The sequence below is a fragment of the Pseudoalteromonas sp. DSM 26666 genome (assembly GCF_900116475.1).
GTDB classification, from domain to species: Bacteria; Pseudomonadota; Gammaproteobacteria; order Enterobacterales; family Alteromonadaceae; genus Pseudoalteromonas; species Pseudoalteromonas tetraodonis.
This window is the reverse complement of the sequence record NZ_FPAR01000003.1, coordinates 89,082-110,575: the sequence shown is the minus strand read 5'-3', so window position 1 is coordinate 110,575 and position 21,494 is coordinate 89,082. Positions and strand designations below refer to the sequence as shown.

Here is a 21,494-nt window from a genome sequence, read left to right as displayed (position 1 = left end):
TGGCTTTGCGACTTTGGTTGATACTAAACAACTCTTTAACCAAAGTTATGATTATTTAGCTTTTAAGTCGAGATTTCTAAAATCAAAGCTAAAATCGGTTACCTGCGTTGAAACTGCATTCATTTTCGCCGATTCCACGCGGTTATCGGCGCTCATTGAAAAGCGAATAAAGGCATCTGCCTCTAATAACTTTTCATCCCACTTCACAATAAAAGTATTACCTGTGTAATGCTTCAGCTCACCTTTAAGGCGTTTTGTATGGGTAAAATCAATGCGTAATTTACCATCTAGTTCTTCAACTATTACATCGCCATACCAATCATCATGTAATGTACCGGTGTAGTTTATATTAGGCAATTGCGGTTGAGTGTCTGTTGGCGCTTTTGGAGCGGCGTTAGCATAGGCTTTTTCTTTACCTGCAAAATGCTTTTTAGCTAACTCTTCAACCCAATCTTTATCTTCAAGCTCGAGTACATCTTCAAGTACTTCATGAGTCACTGCCGATAATGCAGAAAATGCTTGTTGGTTGCTTAATATCACAATCCCCACGTTTTTTTCTGGTAATAAAGTCACCTGCGATACCATACCTAAAATGCCGCCACCATGTGCCAGCTTTTTAACGCCGTGGTAATCTTCTATACTCCAACCTAATCCGTAACCTCTAAATTGTTGATGATACGCTTCATAGGCACTTTTAGATGCCAGTGACGTAATATGTGGATGCCACATTTGTGCTTGCTGCTTTTCACTAAATAACTGCTCACCATTAGGCATTTTGCCACCCGTAAGTTGAGTACGGAGCCATTGGCTCATATCATTTACGCTTGATGCAATGGCGCCTGCCCCTCGAAAGTCTTCAAGGTAATTAACAAAAAAAGGATGCAATTTGCCATCCATTGGGATGTGTCCAATCGCCCAGTTTTTGTTGTTTTTTGCGATACGCGAAAAGCCAGCGCGCGAGTTAGTCATATTTAGCGGCTGTAGAATATTTTTTTCAATGTAGTCGTTCCAGCTCATCCCCGATATACGCGCAACAACTTCACCAGCGGTAACAAACATTAGGTTGTTGTAAGCATATTGGCTACGAAAACTGCTCGCAGGTTTTAAATATTTCAGCCCAGATAAAATATCGGCTACCGATTTATCTGTACTTGGCCAAATCATTAAATCGCCTTGACCAAGCCCTAAACCGCTACGATGACTAAGTAAATCGCGTATGCGCATTTCACGAGTAACGTAAGGGTCGTACAATCTAAACTCAGGAAGATGGTCAATTACGCGGTCATCCCAGCTTAACTTGCCTTCATCCACCAGCTTAGCCAATGCTGCACTGGTAAATGCCTTGGTATTTGAAGCAATGCCAAATAAAGTGTCTTTATTCACCTTGCTATTCGTATCAAGGTTGGCAACACCAAAGCCTTTAGCGAATACAACTTTGTCATTTTCAACAATGGCAACGGCCATTCCGGGTACATCAAAACGTGTCATTGAGGCGTTGATCACCTCTGAAATTTTATCGGTATCAACTGCTGCAGAGCTCGTAAACGTCCAGCCAGCCAATAATGCGGCTGTGGCTAATTTTTTTAGTTTCATAGTGTTACCTTAGGTTATTATTTTTGTTTAGTCTCGATGAACCGCAAATTCTATTTCGGCGCGCGCTTTATTAGTATCTTGCTTACTCGGGTAAGCTAAAATGCGTTGACTGTAGTGTTCGGGTACGCCCGCCTCAAGTGCGCCGCGGTATACATGCTGCACGTACCAATCATAAGGTAGCAGTGTGTCGTCATGTGTGTTTGCTATGTAGCAGTGTACATTAATGTCATCGTCATCTAGAAGGCTCACGGTTAAATCAACACAGTCGTAATTAGGGCCTTCAATTTTATCTAAGATCTCTTTTTCGGCTTCATTAAGCTGATACACTACCCCATATACCACAGCATCGGGTTCATTGGTGGGCACAATAGTGCATTTACCTGAACCATCTGAAAAGGCCATATTAAAGGTTAACTTATAGCCCTTTAAAAGTGCCGTACCCACACGTTTTGCATTAGGTAAACGTGCCAATAAACGATTAGATGACATATTAGAGCCAAACGAAAAATTATATAACGCCATACTATTCCTTAGGGTCTATTGACCTTTCAAGGTTAAATCTACAAAGGTCAACAGACCCTAGTTAAATAACAACTCGCACAGCCAGTGCGATTAAAATAATGCCAATGCCGCGGTCGAACCAATAACCACTTTGCTGAAAAAAATCACGTACACGCGCTTTTGATAACAATAGCGATAAAATAGAAAACCAAGCCCACGTAGCAAGCGCCATATAAACGCCATATCCCATTTGTACTATTACCGGCGTAGTTGGGCTAATCACCAGGGTAAACAACGACATAAAAAATAAAGTTGCCTTAGGGTTAAGTGCATTGGTAAAAAAGCCACGTCGAAACGCACGCCATGATGACTCAGCTGCAAGGCTGGGTTTTGCAGTCGGTTCTGATGAGGTATTTGTAGGTTTAGCAGCGCGCAGTGCCTGCACGCCTAAATACGCTAAATACGCGCCCGCTATATATTTAAGCGCCATAAACAACGCAGGTGATTGAGTTAACACCAGCGCAACTCCCAATACACAATAGGCTATGTGTAATAAAATAGCCGCACCAACACCTGCACTTGTCCATAAGGCATTACGCCTGCCGTGTTGTACACTTTGTTTAAGGACTACCGCAAAGTCGGGCCCAGGGCTTGCTACCGCAAAAAAATGAGCCACCGCAATTAATAAAAATTCATCGATATAGTTCATACTTAACTGGCTTGCTCTGGCGAAAAAGCCAATAATAATGGATTAGCCGATTGATTAACCAAGGCTTTTATTTCTTTTTGCGCTTTTTTAAATTGGCCTCGTAAATGCGGTTTTAAATGTTTTTTAGAGTGTTTATCTTGCTTAAAGTAGCTCACTAACGCATGCATAAATACGGTATGCGTTTCACTGAGCGCCGCTTCGCGATTTGCATACGGGTTATAACATGAGCCACAGCCACCTTTAAACTGGTACACGGTATTGCTCATCATTACCCCAAAGCCTAAAAAACACGCTAAAGCATCAGTAGCTTGTGGTAAGTACTCTTTACCACCTGGGGGCAAAACCCCTACGTGATGAATTAATATGGTGGCAAGCGTACCGGCAAAACTCGCCACTAAGTCTTGCGGTTGATTAATTTGATTGGGATTAAACGACACATTAATAGTATGACTGGCTGGTACTATTAAATGGCAATCATCGCCACGTAAACGCTGACTAAATTCAAAATGTGGAAACACCTGTGGTTGTAATTGTTGCGGTGCAACCAAGGTTACTGGCCATTCATTCATACCAGCGTATTGCTTAACACGCGCAAACACTTTGCTGGCCATTTCCTCAATACCTGAAACCGAGTCAGGAAAAAACTCAACCGTTGGCAAAATAACTTGGCTGTGTTTGGTAAAAAAATCCAAATCAAAGTTTTCTGCTGCCCATATAAAGGTATCAACCAGCCATTGTTGTTCTTGTTCTGCCAATAAGGGCTTTGATTTAAATAGAGTTAACATAAACTACTCTTGCCCCTTCGCCCATTGCCATGCTTGTGTATTGTATAAAGGCACCGTAGAGAGCGCATGATGATGACTGCCCGTAGACTCTTTCGTTGAGTATGATAAATATAATAATGTATGGGTTTTAGCATCATAAATACGGCGCACTTTTAATGACTTAAACAAAATACTCTTAGATGATTTAAACACGACTTCACCGGATTTACTGCGGTCGATAGACTGTAATTGGTCTGGCGTTATTGGCCCAGTTTGACGACAGGCAATCGACATATCTGAGGGGTCTGAAAAATCTAAATTCGCCTCAATATGGCTAATATGACAGGTTACACCGGTCACTAGCGGGTCTTGCTGTGAATTAACCACCACATCTTTAGTGGTAAATAGCCCAAGACTCACTGAGGCAACATCATCAGAACACCCTGCAAGCCCTGCTAAGCATACAATTAAACCACCCATTTTGAGATACTTCATAGCAAGTCCTTCGTTCATATTAAAAATTAAGTTACGCCTTATACTAAACGCTTTCACCGCGATAAAACAAATTTTATCCACCAACTCAATACTGTAATGGTTTAAAGGGTATTTCGCAGCAAGATACACAATAAAAAAGGCACGCCCGAGGGAGTGCCTTTGCAAACAAATACAGCTAAAGGTTATTAAAAGCTATATTGTGCACCTAGATAAACATAACGACCGGCACCGCCGCCGTAGCCACTATAAAAGTTACCACGACCACTTGGGTAAAATGCCCCTTTGTCGTCAAATACATTGTTAATACCGCCAAATACACGTAAGTCACTTTTATCAGTCAGTGCCAGAGTGTAAGACGCTGATAAACTATGCTTTAAAAATGAGCCATAATCTTGATACGCAAGTGGCTCTGGGTTTGCAATACAACCGGCATCGCCCGCAGCACAGCGCTCATCGTTTGCAGCAACATACTCAAGGTAGTCTTTCTCATCTTCTTGGCTTGCTTTAAACGCGCCTACGTAATTTGTACGCCAGCGGATACGTAAATCATCCATTTTCCATACAATCGACATAGCGGCTTTATCTTTTGAGCGCCCATAACCTGCATACTGTGAAGTAACACTGTTACCATCTAACCCTTCATAGGTTTGCGAGTTTTCAATAATGTGATTGTAATCAAGCTTAAATGACAAGTTGCCATAGCTGCCTATGTCATATTTGTAAGTTGCAACGACATCGTAACCGCGCGCAGTTAACTCATCCAAGTTATATTCACGCTGTAGAATTTTTACAATGTTACCTTCGTCGTTACGGGTAATATCGTTACAGTATTCGTTATCACTGCCCCACGCAGCCTCTGAGTCATAACATTCGCGCATGATGTTTTCGTTACTTATTTCATCAATTGCATCAACAATGGCAATATCGTAGTAATCCACCGCTAAGTTAAAGCCATCTAAAAACTCAGGAGATACAGTAATACCAAAGGTATAGGTATCGGCTGTTTCTTCTTTTAAGTTTGGATTACCTGTATTTGGCGAGTAGTTATTGTCTTCACTTTCAAATTCAAAGTTAGGATCATCAGCTAGCTTTTGTGCCAAGGTTGGCTCTAAACGACAGTTATCGTGTCCTGGGTTTGTTGATGTTGCTGTTAGACCATCACAAATATCATCAAATGAATCAAAATCGCCGCGAGGGGGTGATAATAATTCCGTGATAGTCGGCGCACGCTGTGCTCGTGCATAGTTGGCACGTAGCATGTATCCATCAATTGGTTGCCATAAAAGGCCTAGCTTATAGCTGGCAACAGTGCTGATATTATCAATGCTGTAATTTGCTAAACGCAGCGACGTTTCTGCCGACAAACTTTTAGCAAATGGCGCATCTTTAAGTAGTGGCACCGCAAGTTCAGCAAATGCCTCATACACTTCTACTTCACCGTAAAAAGAAGGCACAACATTAAACGTAATACCGCCCGCTTTCATATCATCACTGGTATCTAGGCTTTGTGAGTCTTTACGGTACTCTGCACCAAATACTGCAGACACATTACCTGCTGGTAATTCGTATAGGTCGCCGGTGATATAACCCACTACCGTGTACTGTTGAATCTCAGTATCAATAATTGGGTTTGTACGGATCCAGTCAGCCATTTCAGGGGTAATAGACCCTTCACCAAATAGATTAAGCGGGACACATCCTTGCGCTCGCGCTTCGGCGTCTTTACATTGAATAGTGCCATCGGCTAGCTTTTCAGCTTGCAGTGCTTGATTGACACGTACCGTATTTAACTCGTTACTACGGATTTGATGTTGTTTGAATTGCCCGTATCCAGCAGAGATATCCCAATCCCATGTATCATCAAACATCATGCCCTGTAGGCCTGCCCAAGTTCGGATGGTCGTACGGTCGTTATCAGTGCTGATATTGCCTACTTCACCAAAACGGCGATCCCAGTAAATGCGGTCTTTGTATGGGTTGCTGTCAATAATTTCTTGTGGCACGTATGGGTTATCAATAGGAATGTAACCAGGGGCAATATCATCGATAGGATCGCCAGTCACTGGGTCGTAGCGAGGTACGTAAGCCCCTTCGTATTCATCTTCAGGTGACTTATCGTTGAACGAGCCACTTTTGCTGTATTGAATTTGGAAGTAGCTCATAATGTCGTCTGTTACATCATAATCTACTTTTATTGCGGTCGAAAAGTTATCACTAGGTACATCAAGCATGACGTATTGTGACGAATTTATACCATAAATTTCTTCATTGCCTTTCCAGTCATCACGCAGCGTTTGCCCGTCGTACCAAAACTGGGTATCGTTTCGGTTGCTTTCTAAAAATACACCGCCTAAGGTACCATCGCTTTTGCTTGCCCAATCAGCTTGTGTAATACCACTCATACACTGATAACCATCGGCAGTGTACATTTGATTACACATCAACTCATCATCGTAACTATGCGCGACTTCTATTTTGGCGCGGTCACGGTCGTAAAAGGTCATGCCAAAATCACGATCCCAGTTTGAGCTGACAAATACATAACCGCGATCATCAGCAAATGACGTTCCGTAGTTTAAATCAAGCGTAAACTCACGACCGCCACCATCTGTTGTTTCACCGCCACGGGCTTGAAATTCAAAGCCTTCTTTTTTTGACTGGGTAATAATATTCACTACACCAGCTACCGCATCAGCTCCATAAGTGGCCGACGCACCACCACTTATAATTTCAACGCGCTCCACCATGCCACTTGGAATAGTATTTAAACTCACATAGTTACCACCATAACTATTTGATACCACACGGCGGCCATCAATAAGCGTTAGCGTTCTGTTAGCGCCTAAGTCGCGAAGCTGCACCGTTGATAAACCGGTCCCCGAAATACTTGATTGGCTGGTTGTGTTACCAATACTTTCGCTCAGTGCAGGCATGTTATCGATTAATACATCTGAAAGGTTGCCTAGGCCTGTATCCTGAATCGACGCTCTATCCATGGTTACCAGCGGGGTTGTTACCGAAAAACTATCACGCTTTAAACGCGAACCCGTTACGGTTATTTTTTCTGGTGCTTCTTGTACTACTTCTTCGCTTGCTTTAGCCGTTGATTGACGAGCAATAGCCTCGTCATTTGCTATTGCATGCCCAGATAAACTGGCTGTTATAGCCAATGCTAAAGCGCATTTTTTTGTTGATATATTACTCACAAACTTCCCTTATTATTTATTATTCCATTAGTACAAATCGTTTTTGATTAACTTTTTAGTTATTAAATTTGTTTTGTACCAATTGGTTTATTTTACTAATAACATGTTGTAAGTAATCGTGAATAAAAGCACAATGAGAGGTGTCTCGTTTATATCCCTATTTTATATCTATTTAATATCTATTTATTTATAATCATACACTTAAGGTTTTCGTGTTAGAATGATGTAAAATCGAATGTTAACCAACTATCGCTTTATTTTGCATTAAACACTGCCTAGTAACGTAATTAATCAAGAGGTTTAAATACACAAACTATGAATACTCAACAGACATTTTCAATTGGAAAATGCCAAATATCGGTGTTTGAAAATAAGCTGTTTTGTGCCGATAAAACCTGTGTATTACAACCTAAATTTATAGAACTACTTGTTTACTTGGTAGAGTGTTATCCAAACGCAGTAACGCGTGAGCAACTAATAGAGAATGTGTGGAGTGGTAATCAATATGTGGGCGAAAAAGCACTGACAAATGCCATATGGCATCTTCGTAAAAGCTTTAAAGAACTCGACCCCGACAATACCTATATAGAAACACTGCGTAAAACGGGTTACCGGTTAGTACAAAAACCAACAACGCCAGAGCCTGTTAATAGCATTAACAATACGCCGCTTCGCTCTGGGTATATTTACGCTAGCGTACTTGCTATCGTTATACTATTAGGTAGCTATTGGGGTTATAGCGCCCTTTTTGAAAACGCAAAGCAGCCACTTGCTCAATCGCAACAAGCAGCGCGTTTGTACGATTACATTGAAACAATTACCACCAGCCCAGGAAGAGAGTTGTTTCCGGCTATTTCTAATGACAGTCATTTTTTAGCGTATTCGTGGCGCCGCCCTGGTCATAAAGCCAATTTATACTTACGTGATTTACATTTATCCGAACAAGCTGCAATAGCTCTTACCGACACCCCATTCATTGAGGGCAGAGCGGTATTTAGTCCTGATTTAACGTTTATTTATTATTACCGCCGTAAAGCTGCTCAAGGCTGTGAAGTAATTCAGCAAAATATCGCCTCGGGCAATATCACTGTTATAGGGCTGTGCGGAAGTAAAACCAGTACCGATATAGACATTAATGCCACAGGCACTAAGCTGGTTTATATTAGTGAAGATGAAAAAAATAATGATTTTACCCAGCTTAACCTTGTCGATTTAACCTCATCGCCATACTCAGTTACTCAAGTCCCTTGTACGTCAGCATGCCAATATACCGATGAGTCGGTTGTGTTTTCACCAGATGCGACACAGCTGGTGGTATCGCGTAATTTACCAACGGGTTTTGAAGAACTATTTTTAATCGACATAAAAACAGCTCATGCTAAGCAATTAACTTCAGGTTTTGTTGATATGAGAGGCGTTGATTGGCATCCCAATAAGCCACAACTCGTCTTTTCGGGTGTTAAAAAAGGCAAGCGCCAAGGTTATTTTTATAACCTCAAAACACAACAAATGATCAATGCGCACATTGATGGCTTAAGTTACCCAGAATATGCACATGATGGCAGTTTGTATTTTCATCAATGGAATATCGACTCTGCATTAATGCGTGTAGAAACCAGTAATGCGGTTGCAAGTTCCCCTTTTCCGGTATTATCAAGCGACTTTAATACGCGCTTTCCTGATTACAGTAAAGCCAGAAAAAAGTTAGTTTTTGTATCTAACGAATCGGGCTCAATGGAATTATGGACTGCAAATCAAGACGGCACCTCACGAAAACAGCTTACTAATCTCAGTGCAAATATTTACAATCCAGTGTGGTCACCTGATGGTAATTACATTGCCTTTGTTGCTTCTCATCTTGGTGAGCATGCGCTATACCTTTATGACTTTAACACCCAATCAAGTCAGTCATTACCCACAGGCTTTAGTTACCATGGAAAACCGAGTTGGGCTGCAGATAGTAAAAGCCTATTGGTAGCGAATGATCAACACGTTTATCGCTTCGACTTAAAGGGCAATAAACTCGCACAGGCCATAGATTCACCAACACTATACGCTTATGAAAACAAGCAAGGCGCTTTAATTTTTGCAAACCAAGCAACTAATCAACTATGGATAAAAGACCCAGATAGCCAAACTGAGCAACCACTTGTTAGCGAAATTAATTTATCAAATCATAATTCGTGGTATTTTTTTGAAGGCGACACCTTAGCGCAATCGCGTATTTACTATTTTAATGTAAAACAAGGTGATTACCGTTTGAGTTATTACGACTTCTCAACCAACAGCCATCATGACGTAATACGCCTTCCCGAACGCGCATTTAGTCGCACCTCTGGCTTAACCTTTATTACAAATACCAACTGGCTTGTGTACTCTTCGTATAAGTCACCACAAATTGACATAAAACGTATAAACCAAAAATATTTGCCATAATAAATCTAAAATTAAACACGCTACAGGTCTTGTAATTGCTTAAATGAGTTTATTGCTAAAAATATGTTCAAGCCACATTTTTAAAAATTAAGCATTATGGGGTTAGCGTGTACAAACCCGTTTGGTATAATTAAATAAACCAATCTAAAGAGGATACGTTAAATGCCACACATTATTATTGAACACTCAGAAGATCTGCCTTTACTACCTCAAGTTCTTGTGGAAAAAATCCATACAACAACGTTTGAAAGTGGCTTATTTGATTTAGAAACAATAAAGACTCGCGCTATTGCTTATCAGCATTATCAGTTAGGTGTGGGTAAAGAAGGGTTTATTCATATTGCGGTGCATATTATGGCTGGGCGTTCTATTGAGCAAAAGCAACTACTAAGTGAGCAATTACTAGCCTGCTTGCAAACGTATTGCAGAGCCTCTGACAGTTTAAGCGTAAATATTTACGAAATGGATCACGAGATTTACCGTAAAAACTAACCGCCATTACAACATCATAGTTATAGGCGAGAACTCTATAACTATGATGGTTTCCTCGCTCAACTGATTTTTTAATTAAATCGTGTTTAAAGCGTAAACTTACCCAGTAAATCCCTTAAAATATTCGATTCTTTATTTAAACCGTTACAAAGCTGCTCTGACTTTTTCATATTTTCTTTGGTTTGCTCTGCCGAATCGGAAATCATCACAATATTTTGGCTAATTTCTGAGGTTGCTAGTGTTTGCTCTCGCGTTGCAGTAGCCACTGAGTTGTTTAACTCGCTTAGTAGTACAATTTCCTGTGAAATACCATTTAATGTATGGCCGGTTTCTTTTAAGCGCTCGGCATTTTCTAGGGTGTTTTTGCTGCCCAATTCAATCGCTGATACCGTGCTTGACGCTTTAGCATTTAACGAATCAATCATCTCATTAATTTGCTCCGTAGACTCCGCGGTACGTTGCGCAAGCGTTCTTACTTCGTCAGCAACTACCGCAAAGCCACGGCCCTGCTCACCCGCTCTAGCAGCCTCAATAGCCGCATTTAACGCCAATAAATTAGTTTGCTCGGAAATCCCTTTAATTACATCCAATACATGAGAAATTGATTTAATCTCTGTCGAAAGCTCTAACACCGAGGCCACAGAATTGGCCATTGACGCTTCTAGTTGTTCCATTTGTTTAATCGTGCTTTGCACAAACTCAACCCCTTTGTGCGTCGTTTCTTCGGTTTTAGTAGCAATATCTGCCGCATTACTGGCACTACCAGAAATATCCTGAACCGTAACCTCCATCTCATTAACGGCTGCCGCCACCGTTTGCGTACTCGATGATTGCACTTCAGCTAAATTTGCCGCACCTTGCACTTGCTCAAGCACATCTTGGGAAATACCTTTAACATGAATTGCCGACTCAGAAACCTGTTTGAACATATAATGTAACTGCTCTAAAAACAGATTAAACTTAACCGCTAAGTCTGAAATTTCATTATTATCATCAGTAGGGAGTCGCGCTGTTAAATCGCCATCTTTTTCTGTTAACGCATTCACTGCTGCAGTAATGTTTTCGATTGGCCTAAATATTTGCCCTACCAACACGCGTGCTGACGCTAAACCAACAAGCGCAATAATTACACCAAAAATGATATTAGTATTAATAGCACTATTAATTGCGCCATATAATTGCTCTTGGGGAATTTCAGCAACTAGATGCCAACCTAATGAGTTTACAGGCGTACTTGATACAACATAGTCATCACTATCAATTACTTTACTTTGAATTGCCCCATTTTTAATCGGCGCCAAGTCAACAGATTGCCCTATTTTAGTTTTATTACCATGCAGCATAATCTCGCCACTACCAGAGACCAAATAAACAATGCCGCCCTCACCTATCCTATATTCACTTATGAGATCCACCATAGAATCGAGCGAACGGCCTATTCCGGCAATTCCTTGTCTTTGCCCATCAAGCTCAATGGCATAATTAATAAATACCATCACCTCAGAGCTACCTTTATCTATGTCGAGCGCTACTTCAAATGGTCTATCCGATGCTAAAAAAGCATCAAACCAAGTATCACTACTGTCTATTTGCCTAGAAATACCTTCATCGGTGTAATAATTGCGGGAGTTTTTAGAAATAATGTATGCGTTACTGGCTTGGTTTTTATTTTTTATATGTTTGAGGTAATCAATGAATTTACCTCGGCTTTGCGCATCTTCATTATTATTCATCCATTGTTGCACAAATAAGTTTTGCGCTATTTCTTTGCCAACAATAATAGGAGTCGATAACTCTAATTCGATTTGGCTTTTCACTTCACTAAGCGCTGTTGGTAAATCTACTTTGGCTAGTTTGTCTTCTGTATTTGAGCGAATACTATTTGAAAATATTAGAGTAGATATTGCTAAAGGAGCAACAACAGCCAAAATAAGGCTGAGGTATACTTTTCGTTTTAATAACATAGAGCACCTAAGGGGTAACAAAGCGGTATTTTATATACTGCACACAATTAACAGTAGCGACATTAAAGGTCACAAAATAAAGATTTTTATAATAAAATCCCATAACACTTTAATAGTAGATTCAACTGTGTTTATTGCAATGTATTCAATAAAATTAATAAAAAAATCAGTGCGCTGATAAAAACACAACAGAAGTAATAGAAATAAAGTTTTATAAACTAGGAAGGTGAGTTTCTATTTACTTGGAAAGCGTGTAAAAGTGGTGGCCCCTCCCAGACTCGAACTGGGGACCTAACGATTATGAGTTGCAAAACAAGGACTTACTGCGAGTTACTTTTTGATATAACTATTTACTAATTTTCATAGCCATATCATGGGGTTATTGAATAACCCATACCTCTGATGCATAAATCATTATGTATTTCAGAACGTTAAATTTTACGTTCAAAGTAGCACAGAGGTAGCACCATATGTCTGACACAAAATTTCGCTTCACAGAATTGTCGCTTGAAAAGATTGAATCAAACGGTAAACGCACTCGCTATTATGACAGCCTATTGTCAGGACTCATTTTAGATGTGAGCGTAGCTGGTAAAAAATCATTTAGAGTTTATAAAAAGATACCAGGGAGAGACACCCCTATTAATGTCACCCTTGGTTACTTTCCATCAATTGCACTCGATGATGCAAGGCGAATGGCTAGAAAGGTAATGGCAGATATCGCTGAGGGTATTAATCCTAATGACCTTAAGCGCCAGTTTAGAGCGGCTTCGATTACTCTGAAAGAAGCTTTTGATTCGTACATCGAATCTAGAGATCTTAAGCCTATAACTGAAAGAGGTTATAAGCAAAAAATGGACTGCTATCTACCGGACTGGCATAACAAGCGCTTAGCCGATATTAATCAAACAATGATTTTAAAACGCCAACGAGAAATCACCTCAAGAAGCCCTGCTCAGGCAAATTATACCATGCGCCTAATACGTGCTTTATTTAACTTTGCTAAAGCTGAATACAAATCTTCAGAAGGTCGTTCATTATTTCCAGAAAATCCTGTAGATGCACTTTCTGAAAAACGAAGCTGGAATAATGTAAAGCGTAAAACAACAAGACTGCGTCGTTCACAACTAAAACCATTCATAGACGCACTATATGAAGTTAGAAATGAAGCTGCCAAGTATCGTCAAAATAGCCGCGTTGCTTTTTGTGATTACCTAGAATTTTTAACCTTTTCAGGCCTAAGAAGATCAGAGTTACTGCAACTTCCTTGGTCACAAGTACACCTTGAAGATAGGATATTCATTTTAGAAGATACAAAAAATGGCTTGGATGTTGAGTTTCCTATAACGGATCGATTAGCTGAGATATTTAGTCGACGAAAAGAATACAAAGTATCTGACTATGTGTTTGGGACAAACAGTAAAAAGGGCTACCTCACTGATCCTAAAAAGACGTTGAAACATGTATGCCAAATTGCAGGTGTAAAAATCACTTCGCATGATTTGCGCCGCACATTTACATCAATGGCTGAGAGTAGCGGAGTATCCGGATACCTCCTGAAACGTCTTCTAAACCATATTACAGATAAAAGTGATGTAACTGCTGGCTATTTAATTTTAACAGCTGAGGAGCTTAAAGAGCCCGCAGAAAAAGTAACAGAAACAATAGCCAAATATGCAGGTTTGATTGCAGAAAAGCCTGATGATCAAATGAGTGAAATGAAAAGTCTGTTAGCAAGCTTAACTAAGGAACAAAAAGTTGAACTGATGAGCGCTTTGCTTGTTTGAATTGAATGTCAGGTTTGGCGATTTTACCAAACCTGACATCTAAGGCTGTTACTTACTTTGGGTGATATTCATCAATCTCAATATTTTCAGGATTAAGCCTCGAATATATTTCTAAAAACTTATTCCTCGCATTTGCTAATAATTCATTGCCGTTATCATAGCCTGAGCTATACCTACCAGACTTTGAATTAATAACCCATTTACCACCTTTATAATGCAGCTCACCACCGATACGCGCAGACTTAAATCCTGTTAAAGTTGGGTGCCCTCGCCTTTCAACTTCCTTACCCAGCAATAAAGCACCATCAATAGATATTACCCAAATTCTAAATTCCTCATCAGAGGTATTAAGCAGCTCAGCGAAATCATCAGCTAAGCACTTTTCTTGCTTTCCATAATAACTAAGCCCTGCTTGGTTATGTAATTGACCGCCTGATATTTCCTCTCTATTAATTCGTATTGGAGCCCTAGGTTTACCGAATTGCTTATCTAGGTAAGCAAAGTAGTTATCTTTTTCTTCTTTAAACGAACGAATTAATGGGACAAGGAAATCTTTGCCTGAGTAATCCTCATGTAACGGTTGATGCTCAAGGATATTTTTAAGTGGTCGTGAAATAGCATCAAAACCTGCTTGGTTATATATGGAAATGCCAGCTACGGCATCCCCCTGAGGGATTTCAGTTGAGTCGAATAATATATCAAACAAATGTAAGCTTCCGCTCTTGAACTTGGCACACCAAATATATTTTGCTAGAGGCTTACACAAGATTGCTTCTTTATTGGCAACTTCCGGCTGTTGAATTAGACTGCTTTTGTAGTCTGCTGAGCTAACCAGCTCTATTTCATGAGTGACCTCAGGGCAATCTTTTTTTTGTTTTTTATAGTAAACCAAGTACTCTTCAATTAGAGAATTACAAGTATTTGAAATATATTCGGATGGAATTCTAATTTTTCTATAGTTTGGGACTATCAAACTATCTGGAATAAGAACTTGATCTGCATCTTGCCAATTACCATTATCATCTTTTTCTTCTAAAATAAGGCCCCATTCAATTGGCGACTCAGCTTTACTCTTTGTTATTGAAGCAATTTGATTTGGAGCATTAACTATTCGTACTCTTGCAAAAGGACCAATCCTATCATCGTGAATATATAGATAGTTTTTATCGTTATGTTCCTTGTATCCTAAAACTGTGACTGCATGGCCTCGCCCCTCACTTACAAGTTGAGCCTGCTCCTCTTTCCAGTACACATCAACACCAAGAATAATAGGAAGGTCACTATTTAAATAACTTTTAACTATATTAAAAAAATTATCAGATTCAGCTTTTGAGGTATCAATATTAAACTTATGATTTCTTAGCTTTTGTATATCTAAAGAACGAAGGATTTGCTTATTAGTTAAACCATTATTAGGAAAACTGTTGTGAGAATCGGCAACGTGGTTGATTGCTGATAGTGTTATTTCGCTTGATGATGGTACTGTTCTTAAGTCATTCTTATCTAATGCTTGAAGTGCAGTCCAAATTGAAGTAGTTGCACATGCTGATACGACTTTATCTTGTTCTTGGAATGCTACTGTATCTACATGTAAATTTAGGCCAAATAAATTAACTTTGTATCTATGGTTCAGAGCTTTTTTATTGTCACTACCAACAAAGCTTTCATACAGTCTTAAACAAGATTTACCAATAAAAGTTTTGGGTAATGGTTTTACGACTATGAACCCAAGGTAAGCCTTCTGTAATTGTTCATGCTCTTCTTCATTATATTCACGAAGATAAGATTGGAACTCAGGGTGGTTTATTTCTTTAGAAAAAAAATGCAGCCTAGCACATCGATCACCATACTGATTAAAGCACTTTACATAATACCTTGAATAATCCTCTAAAAAGTCCCGATCGACATAATCTGGCTCAAGCAATATCGTTTGAGCATTAAAGTCTGAAAGATAACGGTATAAATACTTTATTTGATACTTAGAGTTGATGTCGGGAAATTCAGAACCGAATCTCTCTTTTACCAAATTACTTAAAGTTTCTTTGGCAAATTCACATAGAAGGAAGTCTGACTGCATTTTTGTTCCATCAAAAAAGGCAGCCTAGCAGCTGCCTTCTCATCCACAGAGATGATTAAAGGTTATAACTACGAGAAAAAAATTTATCTGTAGGGGTCTGATTACGAGCTTTTTCTGAGTAAGCTTTATCGCGTTTGTTTTGACGGCTATTAAAACCACGGGCTATCTCTTTATCAGCCTCTTTGCTTCCTGCAAGTTTTGCTAACTTCTCAAAAGTCATATTAAGAACCTATTCTGTGATTCAATTGGGTCGAATATTATACAGACAAAGTATTTTCTATCAATATCTGCGGATTATTTTTTTTGTAATCGCCAACTAGAAGAAAGTAAAAAATTTTACTTTCAAATAAAAAATAGCAGCTCAATACAACATGTACAAGCTTCAGACTATCTTTTCGTACTTATATTTTAAGTAAAATACAATTCAATAATTTATCCACTGCTAACTTTGACCAAATATACCTTTTAGATGGAGCTGTGCCAAAATGTCCATTTCTTTGAACATTTGGTGCCTCACGGCAGCCTCTTCCCGCTTTTCTTTTGGTGCATTAGCTCTTTGCCTTTTGTCGAAGAAGTCATCAGGGAGAGCGATTCGAACAAGGTCTTCAATTCGCTTTTTTGGCTTAAAATTATGCTTTATGCTTGCAGAAGAGAGTGCAAACTTTAAAGTTCTTTTTTTATCAATGATAAGATAAAGAGTCATCCCCACAGCCTTGTATAACTGAAGGTCTTTAATGTAAGGCAGCTTCTTCATGTACTTTTCGTACTTATATGCTTTGTTATTCACAGTTAAGTGTCCTTAATAATAAGATTTTTGGATATTGAGAATTTAAGGTATTAAGCTGAGAGCTAGAGGCCTTGATAATAAAGGGCTGCACTGGTACTACTGTCCTTCAGTGACAAACTTTTGCACGCCAGTGACAAACATTTGGTTCTCAGTGACATAAAACTGTTCGCCAGTGACAAACTTTTGTCCGCCAGTGACATTACTAGCAACTACTTATACATAATTTGTAAGCAGCTATACACTAGCCTCCTCTACCGCGAAGTAGATAGTTGTTAGGTGGAATGACTATACCTTTATCCTTTTTATCTAAACGGATGCCTGAGTGAGGATGGCATTCAAGAATGAAGTCTAAAGCGCACAAAAATCGCCGCTTGAACCTACTCAGAGCAAGCCTGTCTAGGTAGGGAAAAACATCTTTGTGGAGGGTCCCCCAAGGGACAAAAACAATTTTTTCACGTCCATAACCTCGTCGTATGAGATACAAGTAGAGATCATGGGCGAGAACAATGTCTTTAGCTCGAGCAAGTTGAAGGAACCTTAAATCAATGGGAATAATGCTTTTATCATCAGCTATCAGCGCCTTAAAGCTGTTCGAGGGGGTATAGAGAACCTGTTTATATTTAGCATTGAAATAGCCAATACCATACTCATCGTTGATCAAATTATCCGCCTCAGCGAAAAATCCCCTTCTTCGCATTCTATCTTTTGATTTATTAGTCGGGACAACTGTAAATGTCGTATCAAATACTCTTTCGAGAGAGAGTAAAAAATTAGCGTATGTGCCACCTGATATACTGTCTTGTCCTGTTATTTGCTGAAATAGCTCACTTACAGATTTGGCTATGACGTATGAGGGAAGCTCTGGCCTTCTACTGATTTGTGTTGTTAGGTGAGCAATGATCAACCTTGCATAGTGACCATGCGGCAAAATTTGAGGACTGCTCAACATTACAGTTTTATATTTGCCAAAGCCTTTGACAGTGGATTGCTCAAGCTTTTTAAGGGGCAAAATACATGGATCAATCAAAAAGGCGGGGTATGAACCAAAAGTTCGCTCTTCGATAGGACAGTTGGTGATTATTTCTATGCTGTTATGAGAAAGGGCCATTAGTAATGAACCTCCTCGCAGCGAATTAAAGGCTGCGTTTCAATCCAGTGGTGGAACTCTGATATAGGAAAGAGTGTTTTACCACCTTGCTTGATATAAGGAGGCAGTGAGTGACGCGCTTTTGCTTGCCTGTTCTCACTTAGCTTGTTGTATAAGGTCTGCTTAGAGCAGCATAAAGCTATAGCAACTTCATCTGCTGTATAAAATTGAGGTTTGATTTTTGGCATAAAGCACTCCGGTTACTAATTTATGGAATGCCTTACTATTATGGGAATAAAGTTACTAATTTCTCAAAAAAGCTACCCCAACATGCAATACCCTTTTTTATATACAGCATGTATATAAAAACAGTATTAGAAGAAAAAACTGTTGTATTCCGAAAAAATATTATTAAGTTAAGAAGTCGGTTAAAACTAAGGAGCCGACGAAGTGCCAATTAAGAACAAAGAAAAAAATAAGTATTACTGTAAGATTATAGAACTGAACAAAGAAGATAATGTTTATAAGCTACAAATAAATTTAACTCGAAGATACTGGCTAATGCTGATATTTTTAGTTTTCCCCAGTCACCTTGTTAGCTCTAAAATTGAGCATATTTCTCAAACCATTTCTTCTTTAGGTGTATTGTAAAGTGAATAATTAATAGTAATTAACTGTGCATCTTTGGGTAGGTGCACTAACTATTATTTTTAAGATAAAACAAAACAGCGAAGAAGATCACAAGACTTAGAATCAAAGCGCAACCAACTAACAAAGAAGCCATGTTTAAATCCTGCCTTCTTTAATTGCTGCAAAAAGATCATTTTTCAGCTTGTCGTAACGTCGAGTAGCGCGAATCGCTAACACCATTAAAATCCACATTTGAAACCATTCGTATATTGTCATAACTGCAATCTCTGCTAATGCCTTGCACTTGAGTATAGAAAAGATCCCTCCCAATTACACAAAGCAATAATCCACTCACTAATATTTTGTTGCTTCTGCTCATTACAACCCATGAAGGGGAAAGTAATTTTTTTGCTTCGAGATTTAAAATGACTGAAAGGCTCTAATTTAATATCCCAAACCTCGCCCATTTCATTTGTTACATCGAAAGCCAGCGCTTTTTGAGAAATCAAAGCAAAAAACATTTCTTGCTCTGATTGCACTTCTTTCTCAAATGATAGCCCTAATGGTTCACATTCAGCTTCGATACCAGCCAAGCGGCTTTGAAACTCAACGACTACTGGGATGAATGGCCTTAGCTCAACATTTTTGTATAGATCTAAAAGTAGCATAAATTGCTCCTTAAAATTAGGCATGCCTAATTTTGCTCCCCTATTCTTTAAGTGATTAGTAATAGGTGTCGTAAAGCTCACCACGTGATTGAGCATCTTCAGCTTCTTCACGCGACATAAATTCACCATCAGCGATAATATTGCCCATACCATCATTCAATTGATCTAGTTGCTCGTTTTCGTTCGACGACTGCTCATCGCTTGTAAATATACTTACCAGCAAGTAGATAGCCCCGACCAATACACACACAAACGTTTCAAGCATATTCATTCCTCCAAACTAAATTCGTTACAAAAGCAAAAGCTAAGGATTCCTTAGTATCTAGATTTAATTAAAGCTAAGAAACTCTTAGTTTTCAAGCTAAGAACAATAAATAATGAAAACTAATGACGAATCACCATTTCCAAAACGCTTAAAAGAGGCAAGAAAAGCCAAAGAACTATCACAAAAACAGTTAGGGATTTTAGCTGGAATGGATGAATTTGCTGCATCGGCAAGAATGAACCAATACGAAAAAGGCGTACATGCTCCTGACTTCAAAACAGTGAAAGCACTTGCTGATATTTTAGAAGTGCCCACTGCTTATTTGTATTGTATTGAGAATGAATTAGCCCAGTTCATTTTAGAAGCAAAAAAAACAGTACATTCATTTAATGAATAAACTAATTATTCGGCTCTACTTTTTCTAATGAGCTTAATTTACTTTGGAAGTCATTCAATATTTTACTTTCAAATGTCGAGTAACTATCTAAAAACTGAATATCAACATGATGATTATATTTGCTTGTCAACTTTACGGCTTCACCATGAGGTGATTTACGATCAGCCATTGAAAAGAAAAATTTTGGGTACCGTCTGGGAGAAACACCTTCAAAAGGTTCAAATCGTACTTTTTCAGAATCAGATTGATCTGTGATGGCATCATCATGCAAATCCAACGCTAAACTTTTTTCATAAGGCTCTATATAAATAGCTTTACTGATACCTGCAGCAACTATATGCCTAGCGCAATTATGACAAGGGTATGTAGTTGTATAAAGTGTAGTTCCCTGTGTTTCGCTATTTCCGTTTCTAGCAATTGAAGTAATAGCATCCATCTCTGCATGTATAGACCTTGAAAACTCCAATAAAGAAGAGATACCAGCTTTTTTGTATAACTTTTCGGCCACTACTTTTGAATTAGGCACATTTTCACTAGCAAGTAAGCTCTCTATCTTATCTTTTATTTTATTTTTATGGTAATCATTGTAGCATTTCCCTCCTTTATGGAAGCACCTATAATCCTGTTTCTCATCTTCAGTATTATAGAGCCCTCCAAATGGCTTAGGGACATCATTCCTACCTGTCGAAATAATACTCCCTTCATTGTCCATAATTGCTGCACCAACTTGCCTTGATAAACAAGCTGACTGAAGTGAAGCAGAAAATGCAGCAAACATTCCCTTCTCGTGAACTGTTGGTGTAATCCCATTAACGCCGTGAATTAAGTTTAAAAACCGTTTTATTGAAAACTTGAGCATAGCAACATGACTTTGGCAATTACGAATAAATATATCTGAATCTAGAATTGTTTTCTCTGTCTGTTGCCCATGCTTTTCTTCTGCTTTCCTATCTCGATGAATCAAGCTGTCGATATTTTCTTTATTTATTCCTTCATCCCTTAAGTTTCTTTTCCTTTCTTCTTCTGAACGGATCACTCCTATTAGATAAAAATTATTCTGATATATAAGTCTAAATAGCTCAACTTCTGCTGGATGCTTTAATTGATCAATTAAATAGGCAGTTTTTATTGACTCAACCTGCCTAGTTGCCTCTTCACGCGATTTTTCATCTTTGATAAGCTTTTGTAACTCTTGCTCTCTTTTTAGAGATATTTCATTAATAGCTGCTTCAGCCATTATTTGACCAGTAAACTTTTCTCTTAGCTTATCACCTAAATTTTGATATTTGACATACCGATTGAAAGCTTGATCATCATCGACCAATCCAGCTGTATCTAATAATGATGGATCTTTGTCTATAAATTGATCCATCAAATTACTTAGTCGTAAGTCTATTACTCTATATCCAAGTTCTTCTAACTCGTTTTTTGAAGCTTTCTTAGTGGTTTTAATCCCTGCACCGATTGCACCACAAAATGCAATTACTAAATCTTTAGACTGTCTACCAGATATTGTTTGGATAGAATTTTTTGGAGGGGTGTGGCTATCTACGTTATCAACTATTGAAATTTTTGTTTGTGTTGAGACTTTCGACATATATACAGTTCCTTATGTTTGTTAAGAAACTGTATAACT

The 21,494-nt window shown here is 38.8% G+C and carries 19 protein-coding genes; 4 read left to right on the top strand and 15 right to left on the bottom strand.

Annotation, left to right across the window (positions count from 1 at the left end; all coding sequences use genetic code 11):
• Window positions 1-51 precede the first annotated feature (51 nt).
• The 6 genes from BM380_RS06700 to BM380_RS06675 all read right to left on the bottom strand — a co-directional run bounded on the left by BM380_RS06700 (window position 52) and on the right by BM380_RS06675 (window position 7,268).
• Window positions 52-1,593: a serine hydrolase gene (locus tag BM380_RS06700; RefSeq protein WP_090493682.1), complete on the bottom strand. Its 1,542-nt coding sequence runs from the start codon at window positions 1,591-1,593 to the stop codon at window positions 52-54.
• Between the two features lie 27 nt (window positions 1,594-1,620).
• On the bottom strand, window positions 1,621-2,115 hold the full coding sequence (locus BM380_RS06695) for a gamma-glutamylcyclotransferase family protein (protein ID WP_090493680.1): 495 nt from the start codon (window positions 2,113-2,115) through the stop codon (window positions 1,621-1,623).
• 61 nt (window positions 2,116-2,176) lie between these two features.
• Complete coding sequence (locus tag BM380_RS06690) at window positions 2,177-2,803, bottom strand: LysE family translocator (RefSeq protein ID WP_028835584.1); 627 nt, start codon at window positions 2,801-2,803, stop codon at window positions 2,177-2,179.
• Between the two features lie 2 nt (window positions 2,804-2,805).
• Window positions 2,806-3,588: a hypothetical protein gene (locus tag BM380_RS06685; protein WP_090493678.1), complete on the bottom strand. Its 783-nt coding sequence runs from the start codon at window positions 3,586-3,588 to the stop codon at window positions 2,806-2,808.
• Between the two features lie 3 nt (window positions 3,589-3,591).
• Window positions 3,592-4,062 carry a CreA family protein gene (locus tag BM380_RS06680; RefSeq protein ID WP_013465976.1) on the bottom strand — a complete coding sequence of 157 codons (471 nt, stop codon included), beginning with the start codon at window positions 4,060-4,062 and terminating at the stop codon, window positions 3,592-3,594.
• A gap of 185 nt (window positions 4,063-4,247) precedes the next feature.
• Window positions 4,248-7,268, bottom strand: a complete 3,021-nt coding sequence (locus BM380_RS06675) for a TonB-dependent receptor domain-containing protein (RefSeq protein WP_090493676.1) — start codon at window positions 7,266-7,268, stop codon at window positions 4,248-4,250.
• 315 nt (window positions 7,269-7,583) lie between these two features.
• On the opposite strand from BM380_RS06675, the gene BM380_RS06670 reads away from it, so the two are divergent.
• Window positions 7,584-9,704: a winged helix-turn-helix domain-containing protein gene (locus BM380_RS06670; RefSeq protein WP_090493674.1), complete on the top strand. Its 2,121-nt coding sequence runs from the start codon at window positions 7,584-7,586 to the stop codon at window positions 9,702-9,704.
• Window positions 9,705-9,866: 162 nt separating this feature from the next.
• The gene (locus tag BM380_RS06665) at window positions 9,867-10,196 is read left to right on the top strand and encodes a 5-carboxymethyl-2-hydroxymuconate Delta-isomerase (protein ID WP_013465979.1); all 330 of its coding nucleotides are present in this window, start codon (window positions 9,867-9,869) and stop codon (window positions 10,194-10,196) included.
• Window positions 10,197-10,282: 86 nt separating this feature from the next.
• Here the strand turns inward: BM380_RS06665 and BM380_RS06660 are convergent, their stop codons facing one another.
• A complete protein-coding gene (locus BM380_RS06660; RefSeq protein WP_090493672.1) occupies window positions 10,283-12,160 on the bottom strand; it encodes a methyl-accepting chemotaxis protein in 1,878 nt (625 codons plus the stop codon).
• A 470-nt stretch (window positions 12,161-12,630) separates the two neighbouring features.
• Between BM380_RS06660 and BM380_RS06655 the strand changes: the two genes are divergently transcribed.
• The gene (locus BM380_RS06655) at window positions 12,631-13,947 is read left to right on the top strand and encodes a tyrosine-type recombinase/integrase (protein WP_090493671.1); all 1,317 of its coding nucleotides are present in this window, start codon (window positions 12,631-12,633) and stop codon (window positions 13,945-13,947) included.
• A 52-nt stretch (window positions 13,948-13,999) separates the two neighbouring features.
• On the opposite strand, the gene BM380_RS06650 is transcribed toward BM380_RS06655, so the two are convergent.
• The 7 genes from BM380_RS06650 to BM380_RS06625 form a co-directional block, all read right to left on the bottom strand.
• On the bottom strand, window positions 14,000-16,024 hold the full coding sequence (locus BM380_RS06650) for a C39 family peptidase (RefSeq protein ID WP_090493669.1): 2,025 nt from the start codon (window positions 16,022-16,024) through the stop codon (window positions 14,000-14,002).
• A gap of 55 nt (window positions 16,025-16,079) precedes the next feature.
• A complete protein-coding gene (locus BM380_RS18310) occupies window positions 16,080-16,244 on the bottom strand; it encodes a hypothetical protein (RefSeq protein ID WP_171034671.1) in 165 nt (54 codons plus the stop codon).
• 222 nt (window positions 16,245-16,466) lie between these two features.
• Window positions 16,467-16,811 carry a hypothetical protein gene (locus tag BM380_RS06645; protein WP_090493667.1) on the bottom strand — a complete coding sequence of 115 codons (345 nt, stop codon included), beginning with the start codon at window positions 16,809-16,811 and terminating at the stop codon, window positions 16,467-16,469.
• A gap of 241 nt (window positions 16,812-17,052) precedes the next feature.
• Window positions 17,053-17,919, bottom strand: coding sequence for a hypothetical protein (locus BM380_RS06640; protein ID WP_090493665.1), 867 nt, complete (start codon window positions 17,917-17,919; stop codon window positions 17,053-17,055).
• Window positions 17,919-18,146: a helix-turn-helix transcriptional regulator gene (locus BM380_RS06635; protein WP_090493663.1), complete on the bottom strand. Its 228-nt coding sequence runs from the start codon at window positions 18,144-18,146 to the stop codon at window positions 17,919-17,921. Before BM380_RS06635 ends, BM380_RS06640 begins: the two co-directional genes overlap by 1 nt.
• A gap of 672 nt (window positions 18,147-18,818) precedes the next feature.
• A complete protein-coding gene (locus BM380_RS06630; protein ID WP_090493662.1) occupies window positions 18,819-19,196 on the bottom strand; it encodes a hypothetical protein in 378 nt (125 codons plus the stop codon).
• A 55-nt stretch (window positions 19,197-19,251) separates the two neighbouring features.
• The gene (locus BM380_RS06625) at window positions 19,252-19,461 is read right to left on the bottom strand and encodes a hypothetical protein (RefSeq protein WP_090493660.1); all 210 of its coding nucleotides are present in this window, start codon (window positions 19,459-19,461) and stop codon (window positions 19,252-19,254) included.
• A 112-nt stretch (window positions 19,462-19,573) separates the two neighbouring features.
• On the opposite strand from BM380_RS06625, the gene BM380_RS06620 reads away from it, so the two are divergent.
• Window positions 19,574-19,858, top strand: a complete 285-nt coding sequence (locus BM380_RS06620; protein WP_090493659.1) for a helix-turn-helix domain-containing protein — start codon at window positions 19,574-19,576, stop codon at window positions 19,856-19,858.
• Window position 19,859: 1 nt separating this feature from the next.
• Here BM380_RS06620 and BM380_RS06615 read toward each other — a convergent pair whose 3' ends face one another.
• Window positions 19,860-21,455, bottom strand: coding sequence for an anti-phage dCTP deaminase (locus BM380_RS06615; protein ID WP_090493657.1), 1,596 nt, complete (start codon window positions 21,453-21,455; stop codon window positions 19,860-19,862).
• Window positions 21,456-21,494: the final 39 nt, after the last annotated feature.